This is a genomic window from Microbacterium sp. UBA1612 (assembly GCF_002321605.1).
In the GTDB taxonomy this organism is placed as follows: domain Bacteria; phylum Actinomycetota; class Actinomycetes; order Actinomycetales; family Microbacteriaceae; genus Microbacterium; species Microbacterium luteum.
On the sequence record NZ_DCMW01000003.1, the window covers coordinates 233,340 to 254,148 of the forward strand.

General features: G+C 66.1%; 22 protein-coding genes, 1 tRNA gene and 1 pseudogene. 10 read left to right on the forward strand and 14 right to left on the reverse strand.

Annotated elements, in window-relative coordinates:
* Positions 1-7: 7 nt before the first annotated feature.
* A complete protein-coding gene (locus B3S45_RS01655) occupies positions 8-1,309 on the reverse strand; it encodes a M20/M25/M40 family metallo-hydrolase (protein ID WP_194383167.1) in 1,302 nt (433 codons plus the stop codon).
* 120 nt (positions 1,310-1,429) lie between these two features.
* On the opposite strand from B3S45_RS01655, the gene B3S45_RS01660 reads away from it, so the two are divergent.
* The 4 genes from B3S45_RS01660 to B3S45_RS01675 all read left to right on the forward strand — a co-directional run bounded on the left by B3S45_RS01660 (position 1,430) and on the right by B3S45_RS01675 (position 4,588).
* Positions 1,430-1,515: transfer RNA gene (locus tag B3S45_RS01660), tRNA-Leu, on the forward strand.
* A gap of 452 nt (positions 1,516-1,967) precedes the next feature.
* A complete protein-coding gene (locus B3S45_RS01665) occupies positions 1,968-2,420 on the forward strand; it encodes a hypothetical protein (protein ID WP_227468335.1) in 453 nt (150 codons plus the stop codon).
* A gap of 33 nt (positions 2,421-2,453) precedes the next feature.
* Positions 2,454-3,554 carry a fatty acid desaturase family protein gene (locus B3S45_RS01670; RefSeq protein ID WP_286717031.1) on the forward strand — a complete coding sequence of 367 codons (1,101 nt, stop codon included), beginning with the start codon at positions 2,454-2,456 and terminating at the stop codon, positions 3,552-3,554.
* On the forward strand, positions 3,551-4,588 hold the full coding sequence (locus B3S45_RS01675) for a diacylglycerol/lipid kinase family protein (RefSeq protein ID WP_286717032.1): 1,038 nt from the start codon (positions 3,551-3,553) through the stop codon (positions 4,586-4,588). The genes B3S45_RS01670 and B3S45_RS01675 overlap by 4 nt, the downstream gene beginning before the upstream one ends.
* A 60-nt stretch (positions 4,589-4,648) precedes the next feature.
* On the opposite strand, the gene B3S45_RS01680 is transcribed toward B3S45_RS01675, so the two are convergent.
* Entirely contained in the window at positions 4,649-4,813 is a 165-nt protein-coding gene (locus tag B3S45_RS01680) for a hypothetical protein (protein WP_193598841.1), read from the reverse strand.
* 169 nt (positions 4,814-4,982) lie between these two features.
* Between B3S45_RS01680 and B3S45_RS01685 the strand changes: the two genes are divergently transcribed.
* On the forward strand, positions 4,983-5,411 hold the full coding sequence (locus B3S45_RS01685; protein WP_286717033.1) for a hypothetical protein: 429 nt from the start codon (positions 4,983-4,985) through the stop codon (positions 5,409-5,411).
* A 177-nt stretch (positions 5,412-5,588) separates the two neighbouring features.
* Complete coding sequence (locus B3S45_RS01690; RefSeq protein ID WP_286717100.1) at positions 5,589-6,839, forward strand: IS256 family transposase; 1,251 nt, start codon at positions 5,589-5,591, stop codon at positions 6,837-6,839.
* A 291-nt stretch (positions 6,840-7,130) separates the two neighbouring features.
* Here B3S45_RS01690 and B3S45_RS01695 read toward each other — a convergent pair whose 3' ends face one another.
* Together B3S45_RS01695 and B3S45_RS01700 are read right to left on the reverse strand one after the other, a co-directional pair.
* On the reverse strand, positions 7,131-8,393 hold the full coding sequence (locus B3S45_RS01695; RefSeq protein ID WP_286717034.1) for a tyrosine-type recombinase/integrase: 1,263 nt from the start codon (positions 8,391-8,393) through the stop codon (positions 7,131-7,133).
* The gene (locus tag B3S45_RS01700) at positions 8,390-9,043 is read right to left on the reverse strand and encodes a helix-turn-helix domain-containing protein (protein ID WP_286717035.1); all 654 of its coding nucleotides are present in this window, start codon (positions 9,041-9,043) and stop codon (positions 8,390-8,392) included. The genes B3S45_RS01695 and B3S45_RS01700 overlap by 4 nt, the downstream gene beginning before the upstream one ends.
* Before the next feature lie 98 nt (positions 9,044-9,141).
* Between B3S45_RS01700 and B3S45_RS01705 the strand changes: the two genes are divergently transcribed.
* From B3S45_RS01705 to B3S45_RS01715, 3 genes and pseudogenes are all read left to right on the forward strand, one after another.
* The gene (locus B3S45_RS01705) at positions 9,142-9,366 is read left to right on the forward strand and encodes a helix-turn-helix domain-containing protein (protein WP_286717036.1); all 225 of its coding nucleotides are present in this window, start codon (positions 9,142-9,144) and stop codon (positions 9,364-9,366) included.
* Between the two features lie 110 nt (positions 9,367-9,476).
* Positions 9,477-9,677, forward strand: a complete 201-nt coding sequence (locus B3S45_RS01710) for a hypothetical protein (RefSeq protein WP_286717037.1) — start codon at positions 9,477-9,479, stop codon at positions 9,675-9,677.
* 129 nt (positions 9,678-9,806) lie between these two features.
* Positions 9,807-10,133 (forward strand): annotated as a pseudogene (locus B3S45_RS01715) (Fic/DOC family protein); the annotation flags it as partial.
* Between the two features lie 141 nt (positions 10,134-10,274).
* On the opposite strand, the gene B3S45_RS01720 reads toward B3S45_RS01715, so the two are convergent.
* From B3S45_RS01720 to mobF, 5 genes are all read right to left on the reverse strand, one after another.
* Positions 10,275-11,225: an integrase core domain-containing protein gene (locus tag B3S45_RS01720; protein WP_286717038.1), complete on the reverse strand. Its 951-nt coding sequence runs from the start codon at positions 11,223-11,225 to the stop codon at positions 10,275-10,277.
* Complete coding sequence (locus B3S45_RS01725; protein ID WP_286717040.1) at positions 11,222-11,539, reverse strand: transposase; 318 nt, start codon at positions 11,537-11,539, stop codon at positions 11,222-11,224. The genes B3S45_RS01720 and B3S45_RS01725 overlap by 4 nt, the downstream gene beginning before the upstream one ends.
* A gap of 302 nt (positions 11,540-11,841) precedes the next feature.
* Positions 11,842-12,147, reverse strand: a complete 306-nt coding sequence (locus tag B3S45_RS01730; RefSeq protein WP_286717041.1) for a transcriptional regulator — start codon at positions 12,145-12,147, stop codon at positions 11,842-11,844.
* Complete coding sequence (locus B3S45_RS01735; protein ID WP_286717042.1) at positions 12,147-13,010, reverse strand: hypothetical protein; 864 nt, start codon at positions 13,008-13,010, stop codon at positions 12,147-12,149. Before B3S45_RS01735 ends, B3S45_RS01730 begins: the two co-directional genes overlap by 1 nt.
* Before the next feature lie 161 nt (positions 13,011-13,171).
* Positions 13,172-16,630 (reverse strand): MobF family relaxase, encoded by a 3,459-nt coding sequence (gene mobF, locus B3S45_RS01740; RefSeq protein WP_286717102.1) that lies wholly within the window; start codon positions 16,628-16,630, stop codon positions 13,172-13,174.
* 232 nt (positions 16,631-16,862) lie between these two features.
* Between mobF and B3S45_RS01745 the strand changes: the two genes are divergently transcribed.
* Positions 16,863-17,360: a hypothetical protein gene (locus B3S45_RS01745; protein WP_286717044.1), complete on the forward strand. Its 498-nt coding sequence runs from the start codon at positions 16,863-16,865 to the stop codon at positions 17,358-17,360.
* A 37-nt stretch (positions 17,361-17,397) separates the two neighbouring features.
* On the opposite strand, the gene B3S45_RS01750 is transcribed toward B3S45_RS01745, so the two are convergent.
* The 5 genes from B3S45_RS01750 to B3S45_RS01770 form a co-directional block, all read right to left on the reverse strand.
* Positions 17,398-17,718: a hypothetical protein gene (locus B3S45_RS01750; protein ID WP_286717045.1), complete on the reverse strand. Its 321-nt coding sequence runs from the start codon at positions 17,716-17,718 to the stop codon at positions 17,398-17,400.
* 385 nt (positions 17,719-18,103) lie between these two features.
* Entirely contained in the window at positions 18,104-18,415 is a 312-nt protein-coding gene (locus tag B3S45_RS01755) for a hypothetical protein (protein ID WP_286717047.1), read from the reverse strand.
* Positions 18,416-18,479: 64 nt separating this feature from the next.
* Complete coding sequence (locus B3S45_RS01760; RefSeq protein ID WP_286717048.1) at positions 18,480-19,445, reverse strand: DUF2599 domain-containing protein; 966 nt, start codon at positions 19,443-19,445, stop codon at positions 18,480-18,482.
* A 100-nt stretch (positions 19,446-19,545) separates the two neighbouring features.
* Positions 19,546-19,716: a hypothetical protein gene (locus tag B3S45_RS01765; RefSeq protein WP_242086871.1), complete on the reverse strand. Its 171-nt coding sequence runs from the start codon at positions 19,714-19,716 to the stop codon at positions 19,546-19,548.
* A gap of 427 nt (positions 19,717-20,143) precedes the next feature.
* Entirely contained in the window at positions 20,144-20,473 is a 330-nt protein-coding gene (locus tag B3S45_RS01770; RefSeq protein WP_286717051.1) for a PadR family transcriptional regulator, read from the reverse strand.
* Between the last annotated feature and the right edge of the window lie 336 nt (positions 20,474-20,809).

The window sequence follows — 20,809 nt, forward strand, 5'->3', positions numbered from 1 at the left end:
GGTGAGGTCAGCAGGTGCGCAGCAAGTCGCCGAGCACGCGCTGGCCGAACACGAGCGATTCGACCGGCACCCGCTCGTCGACACCGTGGAACATTCCGGTGAAGTCGAGATCAGCGGGAAGTCGCAGCGGCGCGAACCCGTATCCGGCGATCCCGAGGGACGCCAGTGCTTTGTTGTCGGTGCCGCCGCCCATGAGGTACGGGATCACCGGCACGCCAGGGTCGTGGCGAGCCAGCGCGGCGACCATCGCATCGATCAGGTCGCCGGCGAAGGGCACCTCGAGCCCGATGTCGGAGTGGACCACGTCGACGGCCACGTCGTCGCCGACGATCCGCTGGATGTCGGCCAGTGCCGCATCCTCCGTGCCGGGCAGCACCCGCACGTCGATGAGCGCTTCGGCACGGTCGGGGATGACGTTGTGCTTGTAGCCGGCGGTGAGCCCCGTCGGGTTGGTCGTCGTGCGCAGCGTCGAGCGCAGGAATCCCGCCGCCGGCCCGGTGCGCCGCGCGAGACTGTCGGCGTCGTCCCCGGCGGCGCCGGTCAGCTCGCCCAGCATGCGGGTGAACTCCCGTGTCGTGTCCGTGAGGTGCACCGGCCACTCGGTGCGTCCGAGGGCGGCGACCGCCTCGCCCAGCCGCGTGACGGCGTTGTCGTCGTGCACGCTCGAGCCGTGTGCGGCGCGTCCGGTCGCGACCAGCCGGATCCAGACCAGGGCCTTCTCCCCCACCTGCAGCAGATAGGCACGCCGCTCACCGACGTGGATCGAGTAGCCGCCGACTTCGCTGATCGCCTCGGTCGCGCCGGCGAACCATTCCGGGCGGTCCCGCACGACGAGGGAGGAGCCCTCGATGCCGCCGTTCTCCTCGTCGGCGAAGAACGCCAGCACGATGTCGCGGTCGGGCTGCTCCCCCGCACGGGCCATGTCGGCGACGGCCGTGAGGATCATGGCGTCCATGTCCTTCATGTCCACCGCGCCGCGCCCCCACAGCATCCCATCGCGGATCTCGCCGGCGAACGGGTCGACCGACCAGTCCTCGGCAATGGCGGGAACGACATCGAGGTGCCCGTGGAGCACGAGTGCCGGTCGGTCTGGATTGCGGCCCCGGATCCGCGCGTGCACGTTGGTGCGCCGCGGGACGGGCTCGTAGTAGTCGACGGCCAGGCCGAGATCTTCCAGGTAAGCGCCGACGTACTCGGCCGCCTCCCGCTCCCCCGCCGCATTACCGCCGCCGTGGTTGGTCGTGTCGAAGCGGATGAGGTCACGCGCCACGCGTGCGACCTCGGGGAGGTCGGAGGGGGTCGCCGGCATGCGCACCAGGCTACCGGGCCGGGACGCGTCGCTCGGACACGCGCGGGACCACCGCGCGTAGGGCGTTCGGTGCGGAACGTGCTAGGCTCGACCCTCGGTTGCGAAAGCTGCCGACCACCTGCGCGGGTGGCGGAATAGGTAGACGCGCTAGCTTGAGGTGCTAGTGCCCGTATTAGGGCGTGGGGGTTCAAGTCCCCCCTCGCGCACACGAATGAAATGGCCCCTGACCTGGGATTCTATCTCTCGGGTCGGGGGCCATTCGTGTTGGAAGTGCTAGAAAAAGTGCTAAGCGCGGATCCGGAAGGATCGTAAGACGCCAACGACGGTGACATTCAGGGCTTCCTCGGGCTGAGGTGGAGATTTGTCCTTCGCGCGTTGAAGGGGCGGTTCATCGGCTCGTCCCCTGCGCGTGGCGCAGGTCACGGTGCCATGCGTAGACATGTGACGGTGTCGAGCCCCGGTGCGAGTGCGACCGCTGTGCTGGGGTCGGTTGTTTCCTGGAGTTTTCTGCGGCGCGCGCGGGCTTAGTTGAACCTGTGAGGCGTACATGTTGGGGGCGTAACGTCAGGTTATGGATACGCAGACACGAACGAGCGGTGCAGATACCGCAACGCTGGGCCTGGGATCGGTGCTGGTGGGTTCGTTGCCTGCGGCGCTGATGACTGATGAGGCCCCGGATCGTTACACGGTGGAGGCGGTGTTCACGCGCCGCCCTGAACGGGACGAGATCACGGAGATCCTGGGGAGCGAGACGCGGGAACGTCTCGCGAAGGCAGGGTACTCGACTGTCGAGGTGACGATCTCGGATCGTCGCTTGGAGATCGCGAACACGAATCTTGAGGAGTTGCGCGACGGTCTCGGCGGCGTGCTCGCTGACCGCCTGGCGGAGATCAGCGAGGGTGTCCGTGCGAAGCAGGATGCGGCGGCGGTCCGGTTCCGCGAGGCGGCTGCGGGTGAGCATGACAGAGCGGCCTCTGTCGCGGCTCTCGCGGAGTCGGTGACGTTCCGCACCTCCGAGACACGAGTGCCTGAGCCGGATCGGCGTGTCGCGGCGACCGACGATCGTGCCCGTATCGACGACTGGACTGACGAGGGTGGTCACGGGCGTTGATGGCGTCCGTGGCCGTGGGATGTGGGGCGCATCATGGGTGGGTTTCGTTCGACCACACCGCGCTCGGTGGATCGGCGGAGCGGCAGGGCTGGGAGTGAGTTCACGGCCCTGGCGAAGACGATCCGGGATCGGGGGTTGCTGCGTCGCCGGTATGGGTATTACTGGTCGAAGCTGATCGGTCTGCCGCTCGTGCTCGCCGGCGGGCTGTTGGTGTTCGTGTGGATCGGTGACACGTGGTGGCAGTTGTTCACGGCGGTGTTCTTGGCGGTGGTGTTCACGCAGATCGCCTTTCTCGGGCATGATTCGGCCCACCGGCAGATCTTCGTTTCGGGCAAGTGGAATGACTGGACAAGTCTCGTGCTCGGCGACCTGCTGGTGGGGATGAGCTATGGATGGTGGCAGCACAAGCACACCCGTCACCACGCGAATCCGAACAAGCTGGGGTCTGATCCGGACATCGAGCTGCCGGTCATCGTCGTGGCTCCGGAGCGTGCCGCGCCGAGAGGGCGGGTTCTGTCGTGGTTGCGCTCGCATCAGGGGATCTTCTTCTTCCCGATCCTGCTCCTGGAGGGCGTCTCGCTGCATGCGTCCGGGGTGCGTCGGGTGGTCACGCGCGGTTCGTTGAGCAGGCGATGGGTCGAGATCGGGTTCCTCTTGGTCCGGCTGGTCGGTTTCCCGGTGCTCGTCTTCCTCGTGCTGTCGCCGGGCATCGCGTTCGTGTTCCTCGCGGTGCAGCTCGGGCTCTTCGGGTTCTACATGGGCGTCTCGTTCGCCCCGAACCACAAGGGGATGCCGATCGTGCCGAGCGATGCGAGCTTCGACTTCCTGCGCCGCCAGGCGATGATGAGCCGAAACGTCCGCGGCGGACGTCTGCTCGACACCGCGATGGGCGGGTTGAATTATCAGATCGAGCATCACCTCTTTCCGTCCATGCCGCGCCCTCACCTGCGCAAGGCAGCGCCCATCATCGCCGCCTACTGCCGGAGCCATGATGTGCCCTATGTGCAGACCGGGCTGCTGGCGTCCTATGCGATCATCGTGCGGTACATCAACCGTGTCGGGCTCGGGGAGCGCGACGTGTTCACCTGCCCCCTGGTCGAGCAGCGCCGCTACTTCACCGCAGCCCCGCAGTGAGCACGCACGACCACACGGCAGCCGGGCGACGGCACGCCGCCGTCGTCTACAACCCTGTGAAGACCCCGCTGGAGCGGCTTCGCCCCGTGGTCGCGGAGTATGAGGCCGAGCACGGGTGGGCGCAGACGCGCTGGTACGAGACCCGCAGCGACGACGCGGGCCGGGCCGCAGCGGAGCACGCTCTCGCTGCTGCTCCGGCGGTGGTGATGGTCGCTGGCGGCGATGGCACGGTCCGAGCCGTCGCGGAGGTGATGCAAGGGACGGGCATCCCGGTCGCGCTGGTTCCCCTGGGCACCGGCAATCTCCTCGCACGTGATATCGGTGCGCCGCTCAACGACATCGCCGCCTGCGTCTCCGTTGCCTTCGCAGGTGAGGACCGGTCCGTGGATGTCGGGGTGGCTGAGCTCGAGGACGAGAGCGGCGCCCGGCGTTCGCACGCGTTCATGGTCATGGCCGGCATCGGACTGGATGCGGAGATGGCGGAGAGCACAAGCACCATCGCGAAAAAGCATCTCGGCTGGTTCGCGTACGTCACACCGATCGCCCGCTCGGTCATCGCGAACAAGCTCTTCCATCTCGACTACCGAATCGACGGAGGGCGGGTGAGGTCGACGCGGGCGCACACGGTGATCGTCGGCAACTGCGGAACCCTCACCGGGAACATGCTCCTGATCCCCGCTGCGATCATCGACGACGGCCTGCTGGACGTCGTAATGATGCGCCCGACAGGACGCTTCGGGTGGGCGCGGATCGGAACCCGCCTCACCCTGCAAGGCCTCGCCCGCCGCTCCCCGCTCAGCCGCCGGCTCCTCCAGCAGACACCCGACCTCCACGCGCTCGCCTACGTCCAAGGAACCCGGTTCGAAGCCCGGTTCGACGCCCCTCACCTCATCGAACTCGACGGCGACAGCTTCGGTCACATCACCCGTGTTCGTGTCAGTGTCCGCCCAGGCACCCTGCATGTGCGCGTGGCGGCCGAAACGAACTCGGTGGAGAAGGGCACCGCCGCCCGGCAGCGGCCGTCACGCCTTTAGAAACCCCGACGCCACGGCAAGAGAGGTGGACCGCACCCCGTGCGTCCCGTGCGGGGGTGACTACGCCTTGGCCCGCTTGGCGCGCTGCCGGAGTATCCCGAAGATCAGGGTGCCGATGAAGAGCACGATTCCGATGATGGCCAACCAGAGCAGGCCCTCGAACACGAATCCCACGATCGACAGCACCGCCCAGGCCACAAGCAGGATGAGAAGAACTGTCCACATGCTCCTCACGCTACGCTCAATCGCCAGAGAATACCGGTGATCAACGACATTGCCTCTGCGCGATCTGTCCGGGCCCGCGGCTGGCCGGAGGATTCACAGCACGGGCTGACATAGTAGAAGCGTGCTCCGCCTCGGTGATGGCATACCGATCCGAGGAGAAGGGGCGCTCATGCCCGCATGGTGGGAACAACTTCTACACATCACAACCGGTCGCATCAGTCGCCACCACGAACTTCCCGATCTCCGGCACCTGCCGACACGGCCGGTCGCCCTGGAACGGACCCACTACCTCGTGAACGATCGCGAACGCGACAGCCAAGCGCCTCGCACCTACGTCCTCCGCACCCAGCCCCGCACGCGAAGATCCCCAGCCGGGGTCGCCGTCACCTCCAACGGACGCGGCGTCGGCCATCTGCCCGCCGATGCAGCAGACGCCATAGGCCCGCTTCTCGACCAACTCGGCGGGGCGGCAATCGTCAACGGCACAGGACCGAAAGCGGGAAGCATCCGACTCCGAATCGACCTGCCAGCCCCTGATGCGGTCGGCAAGTTCATCCAGACGCTCGCGAACACTCTCGAGCGCTCCGATCATCCGTGACTCCGAAATGATATTCCCGCGGCAGTCTCTCGTAGCCGGGGCTGGCCGGGCGACTCTTCATGCTGACGCCGACGCCATCTCGGGACATGGGACTGTCTGAATAACGGTGTGTGAGGGTCCGGCCTGATCCGAAAGGAGATGGCCGTGGCTGACACGACCAAGATGTTGGACGAGACGATGATTGATCCCGTGACCGGGGAGATCATCGATCAGAAGGACCTCGCGGAGCGGTTGCTCGCGCAGGCGAAGGAACAGGGCGTGAGCCTGGTGGGCCCGGGAGGGCTGCTGAACCAGCTCACCAAGAGTGTGCTCGAGACGGCGTTGAACGCTGAGCTGACCGAGCATCTCGGCCATGATCACGGCGGGACGCCGACGGCCGCGAATATGCGCAACGGGACGCGGGTCAAGACGGTGTTGACCGAGATCGGCCCGGTGGAGATCGAGGTCCCCAGGGATCGGGATGGGTCGTTCGAGCCGGTCATCGTCCCCAAACGGAAACGCCGCCTCGAGGGGATCGATCAGATCGTGCTTTCCCTCTCGTCCCGCGGGCTCACGACAGGTGAGATCGCGGCGCACTTCGACGAGGTCTACGGGGCGAAGGTCTCCAAGGACACCATCAGCCGGATCACGGAGAAAGTCGCCGGGGAGCTCGCGGAGTGGTCCGCGCGACCGTTGGACGCGCTCTACCCGGTGATCTTCGTCGACGCGATCGTCGTCAAAGTCCGCGACGGGCAGGTCCGCAACACCCCGTTCTACGTCGTGATGGGCGTCACCACGGCCGGGGAACGGGAGATCCTGGGGATCTGGGCCGGTGATGGCGGCGAAGGCGCAAGGTTCTGGCTGCAGGTGTTCACGGAGCTGAAGAACCGTGGCGTCGAGGATGTCCTGATCGCCGTCTGCGACGGGCTGAAGGGACTCCCCGAAGCGATCAACACGACGTGGGAGCAGGCGGTTGTGCAGCAGTGCATCGTGCACCTGATCCGCAACAGCTTCCGCTACGCCGGCCGCCAACGCCGCGACGCGATCGTGAAGGCGCTCAGACCGGTCTACACGGCCCCGTCCGAGCAGGCCGCGAAAGACAGGTTCGAAGAGTTCGCCGCCGAGTGGGGTGGGCGATACCCGGCGATCATCCAGCTCTGGAAGAGCGGCTGGGCGGAGTTCGTGCCGTTCCTCGAGTACGACGTCGAGATACGGAGGGTGATCTGCACGACGAACGCGATCGAATCGATCAACGCCCGATACCGCAGGGCGGTCCGGGCGCGCGGGCACTTCCCGAACGAGCAAGCCGCGTTGAAGTGTCTCTACCTCGTGACCCGCTCGCTTGACCCCACCGGCGGCGGCAGGGCACGCTGGGTGATCAGGTGGAAGCCAGCGCTCAACGCGTTCGCGATCACCTTCGCCGGACGGTTCGAGAGAACCACCTACTAATGAAAACCGCCGGACCCCACACACCGTTTATCGGACAGACCCCGGGACATTGCGAGAGGCTAACTGTTTTCGCGCCATTCGGCTACAGGCCGAGACGCTCTCGAAGACTAGAAGGTGACCGGAATCATGCGGCTCATGCATGGCATGACGTCTTCCGTGTTATGAGAGGCTCGGAGTCAAGCGGGTTACCAGCGCGGCTGCGTCATTTGGACGCCCGGAGATCAACGGCGTCCCGTATCGGCGACGACAGGGTCCCTTTAGCGTTGCGATGCCGACGCACGACCATAGGTCTTACGAGTTGAGATGGGCGGCGAAGCGGTCTACAGCGGAGCGCTGCATGGTCGGGGTGACGTGAGAGTAGATGTTCATCGTCGTGGTGATCGTGGAGTGCCCGAGCCGCTCTTGCACGACCTTGGGGTGTTCGCCGAGTTCGAGCAGCAGGGTCGCGTGGGTGTGACGCAGTCCTTTGATTGTGACCCGGTGTAGGGAGTCGAACTTCGCGGTGGCCCATTTGAGGCGGCGATCCCAGCGGCTGGTCATCGCGTCGGGTGAGCGGAGCTTCCCGTCGTCGTCGCCGAAGATGTAGGCGTCGGCTTTCGCAAGCTCGAACGACACCTCGGCCCGCGCGACCTTGTAGGAGGCGAGCACCTTCAATGTCTCGGTGTCCACGTCGATGACGCGGGCTTGCCCGGTCTTGGTGGTCTTCGTCTTCGTCCAGTCGTCGGTATCGACGGCGCGGCGGATGCTGACTCGCATCGTCTTCGTGTTGATGTCCGACCACTTGAGGGCGAGCGCTTCGGAGCGGCGCATGCCGGTGTAGGCGATGAGTCGCCACAGCGGGAACAGTTCGTCGTCGAGGGTGTCGCGGTTCCATGTGAGGAAGGTCTGCAACTGCTCGGCCGTCCAGGTCGCGATCTCGGGTTTCTGCGCCCGCACCTCGCTGGACTTCGGCGGCTTCACGGTGCGCTTCTTCTTCGCCGGGTTCACCGTCAGGTGCCCGTCGTCGATCGCCGCGTCGAGGATCGCACCCAGCACGACATGCACCTTGTGGACGCTGTTGGCAGAGAGCGGCTGTCCTTTGCCGTATTCGTCGTTGCGGCCGTGGTCTTCGAGGTCGCGGTAGTGGCGGGCGATGCGGGTGGCGGTGAGTTTGTCGAGCCGGATTGTGCCGAGCTGGGGGCGGATGTGGTTGCGGATGATCTTCTTGTAGCCCTTGGTCGTGGACGCCGCGAGCTTGAGCCCCGCCACCCACTCATCCGCATAGGTGCCCACGGTCGGAACCTTGTTGCCGAACTTCTCGTTCTGCTTCCGCTGCTTCAACGCCTCCTGCAAGGCGTCGTTGGCCTCGTCGGTGCTGGTGAACCCGGAACGGGTCAACCGCCGCGATCCCATCTCGGGGTATTCGGGGTCTTTCAGGACGTAGATCTGGAACCGCCACCGCTTCCCCGTGTCGGTGTCGTAGGACTGGATCGAGCCGGGCTGCCGCGAGCGGGAGCGCCGCTGCTGCTTCTCATCCGCACCGCCCTGCCCTGCGGACTGTGGATTTTTCGTCATGACCGGGTGCTCCTTGCCGTCGTCTGCCCAGGCCGATGGGTGTCGCCGTAGTTCTCGATGTAGTCGGCGGCGTTGAACACGCGCCCTTCCGGGTCGAGCTGCACGCCGCGCTCCTGGATCACGCGCGCGCGTGCCCGTGCCGTCTCCAAACGTTCCTGGTAGGCGGCGATGGTCTTGGGGTGCGCGCTCGGCTTCTCGGGGTCGTCTCTGCTGGGGGTGGTCATGCCCGCGAGGGTGGTTTCGAGGTGGTGGATGCGGTCGGTGCAGATCACCCATTCCTGCTGCCAGTAGTTGAACAGCCCCTCATCGGTGAGCACGAGTTCCCCGCGCATCCACCTGTCGATCTCCTCCGGCTCGTACTCCTCCGGCACCCCGGTGAGGGTCGTCTGCTCGTCCGGTGGGGTCAGGAGCGCGGCGGGGGTGGTGCGCAGCAGGTAGGCGATCACGGTCAGGTCGTCCACGTCCACGCGACGATCCCCGGCCTCCAGCTTGCTGATGCCCGAGGTGGAGAGCTTTCGCCCGGCGGCTTTCAGCCCGTCGGACATGGTGCGCAAGTCCATACCGATCGCTTGCCGGGCCGCGCGGATGTTCTGCGCGACGTGCGTGTTCGTGATGCCTGCGGGGTTGCCCCGCACCCTCTCTGTTTCCATAGTAGAAAACTACAACGCAATGCTTGACAGTGCAAGTGCGATTCTCTACGGTGGGATGAACCACATTTCTCGGCGCTGACACGAACGGATGGTGCGACATGCGGCAGAGCACCCTTGACATGGACGACCTCCGCAAGCGGCGCAGCCTCGTCATCACCCGCAAAGAAGCCGCCGAAGCACTCGGCGTCGATCCCCGCACGATCACCACGAGCATCAACGAGGGTACGATCCCGCATGTGAAGCTCGGGCGGCGCATCGTGATCCCCCGCGAGAAGTTCCTTGCCCTCTTCGCGGACGCCGTGACTGACAACGGGGAAGCCTGACACCTCCGCTGGCTGTGCCGAATCGGCACCCCCGCCCCTGGCTTCCCGGTGGATGTCGGTGGGGCGACGTAAACTAGGTACAGAACGCCAACCATAAGGAGGCACCCCGCATGGCTCTCAAGACTCCGGTATCCGAGGCCCATGTCCGGCGCGTGCTCGCGGAGGTCGAGGCCGGGCAGGTCACGGCCGGTGCGGTCGTCACTGAGGCGGATCGAGAGATTGCCCGCCGTCAGGTGCGCGGTGAACTGTCCGCGGATGAGGCGGTGCGCGAGGCGATCGCTGCGGCGCTTGACAGCTTCCCCGAGAAGTAGCCCGTCCGGGCAGGAGCACCAGTGCCCGACCGCTACAGCTACCCGAACAGCCTCGTTCTGATCAACAAACTCGGCATCACCGACTACGACCGCTGGAAAGCCGTGGAGACGGCCGCGATCCATCAGCGCATGGTCGAACTCACCGAGCACCCGATCCCCGGACGATTCGAACTCGCCCACTTGCAGGCCATCCACAGGCACCTGACCGCTGATCTGTATGTCTGGGGTGGTGACATTCGCGACACCGACACTCACCCCGGCGGCACGGGCATCGCACACTGCCGTCCGCCGTTCATCGTGCCCGAGGCAGAGCGCGTCTTCGGCGAACTCGCCGCCCGCGAGCACCTCCGCGACCTGGACGCGGATGCGTTCTCCGACGGGCTTGCCTGGGTGTGGGGTGAAACGACGGCGATCCATCCGTTCCGCGACGTGAACACCCGCAGCCAGCACATCATGTTCAACCAGCTCGCCAGCGACGCCGGATGGGGCATCGACTGGTCGCAGATTCCCGGCGACGTGTTCGCCCACGCCCGCACCCTCGCGATCGTGGAAGACCACACAGGCATCGACGCGCTGATCCGGCCGAACTGTCCCGCGTCAAGTTGTTGGCAGGATTTCTTCTCTTTCGAAGGTGGGGGTGGTGGGGTCGGCCAGGCCCATGTGCACCTCTATCGGCCGGTTCCAGGCGATCGCCTCGTGCGGGCGTTCGGTGTTGTACTCGGTCCGGTAGTCCTCGGCGCGTTCGATCAGCGTCAGCGCGTCGGGGATCTCGTCGAGGAACAGTCGCTCGTACTTCAGGGTCCCGAACCCGCGTTCGCGTGACCCGTTCTGCCCGGGGGTCTTCACCCGGGTGCGGACGTGCCGCAATTCGGGGTGTCTCATGATGAACAGCTCGAAGTTCAGCGACCGGAACGGGCCGCCGTTGTCGGTGACGATCGTCAGCACCGGCAGCACCTCACCGGTGTCGGGGTCGACCTCGCATTCGTCGACGAGCGGGTGCCCGAACATGACCTCGTAGTCGGCGAGGGCGAGCTCGATCGCGGCGATCGCGTCGTACTGGTTCGCGGTCGGCGAGACGTGGAACGGGTGCTCGAGCTTGGAGTACCAGTCTCGGCACCCCGCGATCCGCCACGTCCCGCCGGTCGTGGTCTCGAACTCGCTGAAGTCCAACTGCCAGACCTGGTTCGGGCCTGTCGGGTTCTTCGCGAACGCGGCCTTGCGATCCTTCGCCAGCTCACGCCGCTGCTTCTGATACTCCGACGGCAGGATCAGCCCGTCATCGCGCAGCAGCCGCAGCACCGTCGCCTGCGACACCTTGTGGCCGTCGTGACGGGTCAGCGCCCAGATCTTCCGGTGCCCCCACGCCGGCTTCGCCAGCGCGTGCTTGGTCACCAGGTCCCGCGCCGCGTCCCTCGCGGGCTGCGGCCACGGCCCCTTCGGCGGCTGCTCCTGCTTCGCCTTGGCCTGCCAGCGACGCCAGGTGCGTTCGGGCATGTCGATCAGCCTGCAGAACCTCGCGGTCGACATGCCCGCCTCGATGCGGATCACCTCGAGGTCCTCGAAGGGCCCAACCGGCCCTCCGCCGACTTCTTCCACACCCGGATCTCGACCGCCGCCTCACCGAGCGCCTGGGTCAGATCCGCGACCTCCGCCTCGAGCTGCTGCTCCCGCGTCGACGGCCCGGACTTCCCCGCCGCCAGTCCGGTCTTCCCCGCCTCGAGAAAGTCCGCCTTCCACCGACCGATCGACTGCTCGCTGACCTTCTCGCGCCGAGCCGCCTCAGCGATCGTCATCTCGCCGGCGAGGACGCTCAGCACGATCCGCGTCTTCTTCTCCACCGGGATCGCTGGTGGTCTACCCATGGTCAAACTCTCCGCTCAGGACTCAACTAACAGCCCTGCCAAACAGTCTGACGCGCGACAGAACCTCCACCGGCTCGACGCAAGCGGGCGACGTGGGGAGGCGTTGACGGTGGAGCAGGTGCGTAGCTTCGAAGCGCGCGGTATCTCGCGGACGCCGGACGTGCTGGATCGCGAACTCGCCGCAGCCCGCCGCCGCCGTTCTCATTCGGCCGCGGAGTCGTTCGACACGGAGACACGCCGCCCGGAACCGCCAACGCCCCACGGCGGACTGTCCCTGTGAACCCATGAGTGGGTTACTCGGCCTATTCGGCTGTTCGGTCTTCGGTGATCGCTCGCAGCGCTGATAGGTGACGCGTGAAGGCACGTTCGCCCTTGCTAGTGGCTTCGATCCACGTTCTGGGGCGGCTGCCGACATACCCCTTAGTGGTCTTCACATAGCCCGCCTTCTCCAGGTGCGAGATGGACTTGCTGAGTGAAGAATCATCGGCTTCCAAGGCGTCACGGAGCGTTCCGAAGTCGATCTCGGTGCGTCGCCCCAGTGCCGCCATTAGGGAGAACCGCAACGGCGTCTGGAAGGCGGGGTCAAGCTCATGCCTGGGATGCGCCATCACAGCTCTCGTTGGGGGTCACTGCGAGGGAAGAGTGCCGCCACACCCATGATGATGAACACGAGCACGCCCGCCGCCACGGTGTAAGGGGCGGTGAACCAGCTCGTGAATGTCGTCAGGAGCACGCACGCGAACACGACCAACGCACATGCCCCGAAACACACCCAATGGAGCGAGCCCCATTGATACCCCACTCGCGGAAGCCCGAACGAGGCGCGCCAACTCACGAGCACGACGATCAGGAACACCATGACGACAATGCCGGAGATCGCCGCAGCAAGAGGGTAGGCAGACGTGATGAGCAGCACGCCGATGGCCGCACCGATAAGCACCGTCATGAGACGGGACGCTGTGCTCAGAGGAGCACGGCCCCACGGTTCGGACGATCTGCGCGAGACAGCTATAAGGTTTCGCACGGGCGCTGCCGCCATCGTGACGAAGAGGGCAAGGGGAACGAGCACGTTCAGCCACCATGGGTAGGCGATACCCGTGATGCTCAGCACTCCCAGCGCAACGAATCCTGCCATCACGAGGCCGTAGAAGCCCCAATGCAGCGGCGATGGTTTGGCTCGGATGTTGAAGCGTTCGCGCGCCCCGCTGAGGAGCGAGCTGAACGTCAGTACTGGTGTGAGCATCACCCACGTCGCCGAATAGCCGCCAGTGCGCTCTGAGACTTGTTCCACTGTGGAGCCCCCGAACGTGAACAGGTACACCCCAACATAGGCGGCGATCAGAACCGCTGACCAAAGCATCAGCCACCAGTACCCGCGGGAGGGCCTGCGCTCACTCGCACTGTTCTCCAACCGCGCGAACTCCCGGAGCCGTTCGCTCGCTGCGCTTGCCAAATCATCTGTACTTTCCATATTGCAAGTATACGAGAGCGGGCACCCCAAAGCGCAAGCAATGGAGATTCCGCCTCCCTCCGCATCACCCCACCGGCGTTGACGGAGCGCGCAGCTATCTGATCGCGCCGCGGCTCAACGAACCGTCTGCCAGCGCGGCGGCTGATTCTGCCAGCGCATGGTTACAGGCTGAGTCCTGGCCGCCCTCTGTCCTGATCAGGGCCGGTTCTCGTCAGCCCGGTGTTGCGGCGGGCGAGGGCCTCCTGACGAGCTTGCAGAGCCTCGCGCTCGACCCGCTGCTGCTCCCGCCGCTGGGTGAGCCATTCGGCGGCCTCAGCGACGGGGCGCGCGTCCAACTCCGCGATCACCCGCCGAGCCTCGACTGCCCGCTTCCTGGCGTGTTCGGCGTCGGCCATGGGGTTGGGGGTGCGGAAGGTGCCTCGCATCTGCCGTGCCTGTTCCGCCCCGTACATCTCGATGGTGAGGCGATCCCGCTCGACGGCCTGCCGCTGGGCCGTCTGCTGCCTCGCGGCCTCGGCGTCGCTGAGGGCCTGTTCAGCCGCCCGCACCTCGGGGTGGGCGGCGGCATGTCCGGTTGCGATCGTCTGCGCCCACTCGGTGACGGGGCGCAAGAGAGACGGTGCGGTGCCCCAGGCCTGGGTGACCTGCTGCTCGATCTTCTCGACCGATTCTTCCGCGAGGTTGATGTTCCGGGCGGCGGTGCGCCTGCGCCCGAACCTCGCCGCCCGCGCCTCCTCACGGGCGGCGTGAAGATGCGCGCGAGCCTTCACGAGTTCTTGCCCGTCCGCGCGGGTTCGCGTCTCCACGTCGGCTGTGACCGTGTTGCGGGTGTGCTCGGCGGTCTTCTTCGCGTGGGTCACAAGCTCGGCGTGCTCCTCGGCTTCGACCTGATGCGCCCGCTTCTGTGCAGCGAATCGGACGGCGGCATTCTCGAACAGGGCGGCTTGCTGCTTCGCGCGTTCGATGAGCTGGGTGAGGCGTGCCCGCTCCGTCTGCACGAGCCGCACCGGCCCCTCATCCACGAGTCCCCGCACGGCCTCTGCTGCGCGTTCGGTCGCGTCGGTGAGGCCGCGGTCGGCGCGGTCGCGCTCCATCGCCGCGACGAACTGCTCCCGCGCCCGCTCCTGGCTCTCGGCGACGACATGCAACAGGTTCTGCTCGCGGCCGCGGGTCATGCCGACATAGACGCCTGCGGCGCTGGTCGCGTCGGTGAGGATCGTGTGCGACCCGGTGACGGTCGCGCCCTGCACCCCGTAGGCGGTCGCCGCATACGACAGGTGCGCGTGTTCGGCCACATACTCGGCCGGGAGCCTGACGGTGCGCTGCCGCTTCCGCCCGCTCCCCGCCTCGCGCACACGCAATGCCCCGTCCTGCTCGACGCGTTGCACGATCCAGTTCTGCCGGTTCGCGACACCGATGCTGGTGTTGTTCTTGCGTGTTTGGATCACGTCCCCGGCACCGATGGGGAGGCCGTCGTTGCCGGTGGCGGTGCGGTGGTCGTCGACCTCGCCGCGCGACACTCGTTCCTCTCGGATACGCGCGTTGACACTGCGGGCCTCGTCGTTGGACGTGACCGTGACCGCCTCTCCCTCCCGGCGGTGCCCGGCGATGTGCTCGCGCATGTCCTCGTTGCTGGCGTGCAGGCGGACGAGGCCGAGCGCGGTGAGTTGGTCGAACACCTCGCCGGGGTTGCCACCGTCGCGCATCCGCACCGTCAGGTCGGCGTAGGCGCGGTCAGTGAAACGGTGCACGTGCGCCATGTCGAACGTGCGGCCCCGGAGCTGTGCGGCCATCTCGAGCACCCCGCCGCGACCCACGGCGGCGAGCTGCGCGCGATCCCCGACGAGCGCGACGGTCGCGCCCGCTTCGGCGGTGACGGTGAGCAATGCGATTGCAGTGTCTTGGTCGAGCATCCCGGCCTCGTCCACGATCACCCGCTCACCGCGCGCCAGCCGCGCGCCCTCTGCCGGGCCGCGATAGATGCGCCCGGTTTCGGGGTCAGTGTCGCCGGGCGCGAGGCGTGTCCATACGCCGTCGCTGTTCCATCGCCACCCGTGCGCGTGCACGAGCGCCGCAACACTGGTCGCGGGCACACCGAGTTCATCGTGCGCGACCTGCGCGGCGCGCAACGTCGGCGCAACAACCCGCGACGCCCGCCCGTGTCGAGCAGCGACCTCGATTGCAACCCCGAGCATCGTCGTCTTCCCGCTACCTGCTGCACCTTCCACGACCACGAGAGGATCGGTCGATGCAACCGCAGCGGCGGCGCGCCCCTGCCCGGCATCCAGGCCGTGTCTGCGCGCCACCTTGCGCACGTCCGGGTGTCCAGGGTCTTGTTGCGGGATTTGCGCGGCGATGAGGTCGCGCAGCTCCGTCTCCGCCTGCACCACACGCAAGCTGGTCAGGTGCGCCACATGCTCCGGGGCAGGTGCGCCGGTCGGGAGGATCGAGAAGCAATCCTCCATCGCCAACGCGGTGGCGATGTTCACGAACTCGCGTATCTCGGCCGGTGCGGCTTGCACGCCGTACTCGGTCATGATCCGGGTGACGTGCTCCTGCACCGAGTGGCGCGTCCACGCCGAACCGCCCGCGGCGCACCGATTCAGCGCACGGTTCGCAACGGTCTGCACGGAGAGGTCATCCAGCGACGTCGGCATACGGCGCACGGGCCGACGCAACGTGTCCGGGTCGTAGCCGGCGTCGCGTAGTTCGCTCACCCATGCCTGTTCCTCGTGCAGGGTGATGGGCTTCTTCGCGGGCCGCTCATGCGCCCACGCTTTCGCCGCGAGCCTGGCCGAGACGACCGGCCCCATCGCCTCGCCAGGATGCGCCGCCTCCCACTCGGCCTCGAAGCGTTCCAGGTGCTTGCGTACTTGGTCGCCGCGCTTGCTCATCACGTCGTTGAACCGCTCGAGCTCGACCACCTCACCCGACACCGGATCAAGGGTCAAGCCGTGCCGATCCAGCACTCCCGCAAGTTCCGGGTGTGCGGCGATGACGGCGGTGCCCAGGGCGCGGATCACACCCTGCTGCTTGAACAGCGCCGCGGTGTCTAACGCCCGCCACTTCCCGGCCGCCCATACGCGGGTGCCGATCTGGAAGTGGACATGCCGGTGCGGGTCACCCGCCCGGCTCGTGCGGTGCGACACCGCCACCGTCTGCAGCTGCGAGACAGACACGATCTCCTGCTTGCCGCGCGGCCCGACACGGGTCACGGAATGCTGGGCGAGCCAGTGCTGAACTTCGCCCACGGCATCCTGCTGCGCCCGGTCGAGAGCGCCTGAGACTTCCGGGTGGAGCGCGGCGGCGATTGAGAGCGACTTCGGGGCGTTCACGACCATCTCCGCGAACCGTGGCGACCCTAGCCGCCCCTCACCCGGTAGGCGCGGCTTGCCCATCGACTCACCCGTGAGCGGGTTCGTCCAGTCCACCCAGGCAAAGTACGTCTCCGGGTCAAGCCCGAGCGCGGCGGCCACACTCCCGTCGCCATCAAGCGCGGTGAACCCCGCCACCGCTGCATCTGCGCCGAGATAGTAGTCATCCGCGCGAGAGCGATCGGCCTCGACATAACGGCGCGCATCGGCCCCGGTTCCCCGGAACAGGATCACACCGCCATGCATGGGACTCACCGCCTATGATTTCTACTACGGCAACTGAACTATCTACCACGGTAGCATACGTTCATTCAGAAGGAGAAGACGGGAAAAGGAGGTCACTTCACTGACACTCAAGGCTGGGGAGCTTGTTTTGGAGTTGCGAGCTGTCGGCTTGGTTGTGTTGCGGTCGATGTAGCGGGGCGGCGGCTACCTGTCGGCAAGCGAGCGGGGGTAGGCGCTCACGCTATGTGACACCATGGAATTGCTGACGCGACTCGTCCAGGGAAGGAAGGCCATGAACGACGAACAACTGTTCTCCGATCCCGGTCATCCGGTGTCGAGCGTTCGGGTGATCCCGCGTGGGCGTGCCGCGTATCGGGCTGATGCTGAGAGTCGTTCCGTCGTAGTCCGTCATCTGCTGGGGTACGAGCCATTTACGAAGTTCTGTCTTGGTCTTGGTGTGGACTCAACCCATCTAGCTTCCAGCGTCGGACGTTTCGGTGACCTTGTGCGGGCTCAGAGCGACGCGATTCGGGCCGATGGAATAGAAGATGCCTCGGCTGTGTTCTTGGGAAACGTCCTCGTACGTCTTCGCGACGATGCGTCCTGGGTCAGGTATGGTGACGAGTTTCCAAGCGCGGGCACCGAGCAGCAGCAGTATGAGGTTCTTCATCTTCTCGACTTGCTCATGGACTCCGACGACGCCACCTATCGAAAGGGCCTGGACATGATCGAAGGGTGGGCTCGGTCGTAACCAAGCCCACCCACCCTTGTAGGACTGCGGTGTCGTGTTACGAGGTTCCGCAGTTGGGGGTGTCGACGATGTCGTACGCGGCCGCGGTGTACGTGGTGCCACCTCTGACGAGGGTGCCGTTGGTGACGGTGCGGAAGATGGTTCGGTCGACATTGTCGTAGCAGTTGTATGCGTACTCCAGGGCGAGGCTCGAACCGCCCGTGCGCTGCGCCGATCGACTGGCCACGAAGTTGTTGTAGTGGCCCCAGGCGAGGAACCCGATCGTGGAGGACATCGCAGCGCTCACGAACGGGGCGAGGCAGCTTGTGAGGTTGTCGGAGACGATCTGCGACGTCTGCTTGTAGATCAGAACCGTCAAACCACAACCAGATGGGAACGCGCGTTGAGCCACGGCGCCGTCGCTTGCGCCTTCCTCGACGTACTGGACGGAGGAGCCGCCGAGGATTTCCCCGCCGTTCGCTTCGATCTCAGCAATCCGCTCTGCGACGCCAGGTAGCGATGTGTCGATCGGCGGGGCGGGTTCGGTAAGGGACGAATCATCGACGGGCGGGGGTGCTACCTCAGTAGCGTGGGCAGGGCCACCGATGGCGAATCCGACGACCACCGCGAATGCGGCGACTGCTGCCGCGACGGTCCTGGCAGACCGACGAAGTGTTGACATCACATAACTCCTTGAACGCATGGATGAGTGCTGTTGGGTTGTTGGAGTGAATGGGTCTGGATTGGCGGCCTCCTCGCTGTTCCTATGCCGGGACGAAGCCCGAGCGGCGGCGGTAACGACCGCGGACGGCGGCGGCGATGAGTGCTGCGACCCCGAGGAGGGTGAGGATGCCGCCGAGGATGAGGATGCCGCGGTCGGTAGGCGTGATGCGGGTCAGTAGGAACACCGTGTTCTCGTCGAGGCCGAGGTCGAGATCTTCGACGTACATGTAGCGGGCGAACACGGAATAGAGCAGGGTGACGATCGAGTACAGCCCTGCGGTGACGAGAGCCACCCCCACGACGATGAGTGCCCGGATGCGGGCCGTCTGTGCTGTTGCGAGTTGAGTCGTCATGGGGTTCTCCTTCTGAGGTGTCCGTGCGGGGCCGGTCAGGGACCGGCCGGCCCCGCACTGGTGGTTACGACCAGGCGCCGTCGTAAGGGTTGCAGCGGTACTGGGCGAGTGACTGCGCCCAGCCGACGAGCGGCCGCCAGGATTCGAGGTTGTACTGGGGGAGGGATGCCGGAAGGCCCGCGATGTGGCAGTAGAACTGCTCCTGGATGGTGTTCGTCCATCGCCACGCGTTGCCGCCGAGCTTCGATTTCACCTCGTCGACGTGCGCGAACCAGGTTGCCGGGCCGGCCCAGGTCTGCCCCCACGCCCGCGGCGTGACGTTGATCTTGTAACCACCGGAGGGGAACGTGACCGTCGGCTGGTAGTAGAGGTCCTGGCCGAGCCACGGGTCCGCGACGATCGGGTAGGCGTACTGCCCGCCGTCGTGATCGATCAGCTGCGTCAGCGTGGTCCCGTCGACCTGGTAGCTGGTGGGAACGGGTGCACCGTTGGCGTCCACCGCCCAGGCGGGAGCGACGCCACCGATGAACTCCCCGGTCGCGCTGGTGATGTGCACCGCGCCATCCTCGTCGACCGCCAGCGTCGCGCCCTCCGCCACGTCGACGCTGTAGCTGTAGCTCTCCGGCGCGCTGACATTGCCGATGAGGGTGAGGATCTGCACCGACCCGTCGTCCTTCGCCAGCGGAACACTGGTCGCGCCGTTTCCGTGCTCGAACAGCCGCACGTCTTCGCCCGCCACAGACTCCTCCGCAACGGCCGTCGTCGTGGGGAGCCAGATCGACACGCTCCGGTCTTCGCCGTGAGTGGTGACCGGCTCCGCTCCTGTCGTCGGAACGGTCGCCGGCGTGACGGCCTCCACGCCGCGCGCGGCGGATGCGCCGTCGTACAGGTTCTCGCGTACCTCCGGGGCCACCCGCGCTAGCAGAGCGTCGAGGCTTTCGCCGTCCTCCGCGTTTGCGGCCGTAGCCGGCGATATTGCCAGTACTCCCAACATCGCGGCCGCGAGGACCGCCACTCGTCTGTTCTTCACGTTCGTTCTCCCGTCTGTGATCCCTGCGCCTCGAAGGCGAGGCGTAATCGCAGGCGAGGCCTACATATGTAGGGATGGCAAGCAAACGGGAGCGGAAGTGTCACGGTCGGCTCGGCGGCACCACTCTGACCGGGGAGAACATCAGATAGAGCACGGCCAACCCGGCAGCAGCGGGAACCGCGACCCATGCCGGGAACACCGCGAGGGCAATCAGGACGATCGCCGCGAAGACGAGAGGAACCCATCGTTGCCACTGCCGCGTCTCGCGCATGTTGTCCGCCAATCGATCCGGTGATCCGCGAATCGAGGCTATATCTACATATCTAGCTAAAGCAAGTGGCGCGACGTTCTCGACGCTTTCGGTGGCTCGCCCGTGGGTGCGGCGATCAGCCAAACGAGCAACCCTAGAGCCACGATGGCAATGAGGAACCAAGGGGGAATGAAAGCCACTGACATCAAGAGCGCGCCGGTGATGAGCGTGGCTCTCACCCATCGCCTCCGACACCATGCGGATGGACCCCGGCGAACCGCGAAGGTGACGGCGCCGCGCGCGATGTCGCCGCAATCTACGCCGAGCTCGTCGGCGTAGTCCAGATCGGCCGCCCACGTCTCGGCCATGATTCGGCGCTCTGGGCGGGGGAGCAGCGCAGCGGCCACCCTTACCGTGAGCCGTGCTGCCCGCCTCCTGCTGTCCATGTCTAGGCTTCCGCCAGGCCCGCCGGCCGGACCCGCGATGAACGCATCGTCTTCTGCTTGTTTTCCAGGGTGGTCACCGCCGCGGCGGCTAGCTCCCGCGCTTCCTGCTGAAGCTGGTAGTAGCGACGCCTCGGGCCCCGCCGGGATGTGTCGTCCTCCCACGCGCTGGAGACCCAGCCCGAAGATTCGAGGCGATCGAGGATCGGATAAACGCTGCCACTCGGCCGACCCGTCGTCTTGACGATCTGAAGCCCCCACACAGGACCCTCAGCCGCGACGAGCATCTTCAACACGTCAATCGTGGCCGGCGTCAGTCGAGACAATCGCTCCATATGTCGAGATAATACGCCGGACAATCCAGCGAAACCCACAGCGATCAGTGTCGCAAGGATCAGCAACTCCGCACGATGTTCGATAGGGAGACCGCCTGCCGCTGGCGAAGGGGGACGCCATCCCGCGCATCCGCGGCGTCCTGGCGGCAGGAGCCCCGTGCGGCGGGCGCGGACGACGCCCCAATCGTTCGGCGACGACATCTGAGAGATCACCCCCTCATAGGGCAAGCCATCACGGGCGGCGCTTATGGGGCGGCTGTATTCGAGTCTGAGGATGTCTGAGCGGATGAGCTTGACGACTCTGCCCATCAAGCGGCTGCCTGCGACGCCGAAGGT

Excerpts from the sequence above, each read along its gene's own strand:
- mobF (WP_286717102.1), bottom strand. The coding sequence starts at position 16,630 with ATGCATGGCGGTGTGATCCTGTTCCGGGGAACCGGGGCCGATGCGCGC.
- B3S45_RS01745 (WP_286717044.1), top strand. The coding sequence starts at position 16,863 with ATGGAATTGCTGACGCGACTCGTCCAGGGAAGGAAGGCCATGAACGAC.
- B3S45_RS01665 (WP_227468335.1), top strand. The coding sequence starts at position 1,968 with ATGACTGATGAGGCCCCGGATCGTTACACGGTGGAGGCGGTGTTCACG.
- B3S45_RS01765 (WP_242086871.1), bottom strand. The coding sequence starts at position 19,716 with ATGCGCGAGACGCGGCAGTGGCAACGATGGGTTCCTCTCGTCTTCGCG.
- B3S45_RS01670 (WP_286717031.1), top strand. The coding sequence starts at position 2,454 with ATGGGTGGGTTTCGTTCGACCACACCGCGCTCGGTGGATCGGCGGAGC.
- B3S45_RS01685 (WP_286717033.1), top strand. The coding sequence starts at position 4,983 with ATGCCCGCATGGTGGGAACAACTTCTACACATCACAACCGGTCGCATC.
- B3S45_RS01655 (WP_194383167.1), bottom strand. The coding sequence starts at position 1,309 with ATGCCGGCGACCCCCTCCGACCTCCCCGAGGTCGCACGCGTGGCGCGT.
- B3S45_RS01755 (WP_286717047.1), bottom strand. The coding sequence starts at position 18,415 with ATGACGACTCAACTCGCAACAGCACAGACGGCCCGCATCCGGGCACTC.
- B3S45_RS01695 (WP_286717034.1), bottom strand. The coding sequence starts at position 8,393 with ATGACGAAAAATCCACAGTCCGCAGGGCAGGGCGGTGCGGATGAGAAG.
- B3S45_RS01735 (WP_286717042.1), bottom strand. The coding sequence starts at position 13,010 with ATGGAAAGTACAGATGATTTGGCAAGCGCAGCGAGCGAACGGCTCCGG.
- B3S45_RS01700 (WP_286717035.1), bottom strand. The coding sequence starts at position 9,043 with ATGGAAACAGAGAGGGTGCGGGGCAACCCCGCAGGCATCACGAACACG.
- B3S45_RS01710 (WP_286717037.1), top strand. The coding sequence starts at position 9,477 with ATGGCTCTCAAGACTCCGGTATCCGAGGCCCATGTCCGGCGCGTGCTC.
- B3S45_RS01725 (WP_286717040.1), bottom strand. The coding sequence starts at position 11,539 with ATGGGTAGACCACCAGCGATCCCGGTGGAGAAGAAGACGCGGATCGTG.
- B3S45_RS01770 (WP_286717051.1), bottom strand. The coding sequence starts at position 20,473 with ATGGAGCGATTGTCTCGACTGACGCCGGCCACGATTGACGTGTTGAAG.
- B3S45_RS01730 (WP_286717041.1), bottom strand. The coding sequence starts at position 12,147 with ATGGCGCATCCCAGGCATGAGCTTGACCCCGCCTTCCAGACGCCGTTG.
- B3S45_RS01690 (WP_286717100.1), top strand. The coding sequence starts at position 5,589 with ATGATTGATCCCGTGACCGGGGAGATCATCGATCAGAAGGACCTCGCG.
- B3S45_RS01705 (WP_286717036.1), top strand. The coding sequence starts at position 9,142 with ATGCGGCAGAGCACCCTTGACATGGACGACCTCCGCAAGCGGCGCAGC.
- B3S45_RS01680 (WP_193598841.1), bottom strand. The coding sequence starts at position 4,813 with ATGTGGACAGTTCTTCTCATCCTGCTTGTGGCCTGGGCGGTGCTGTCG.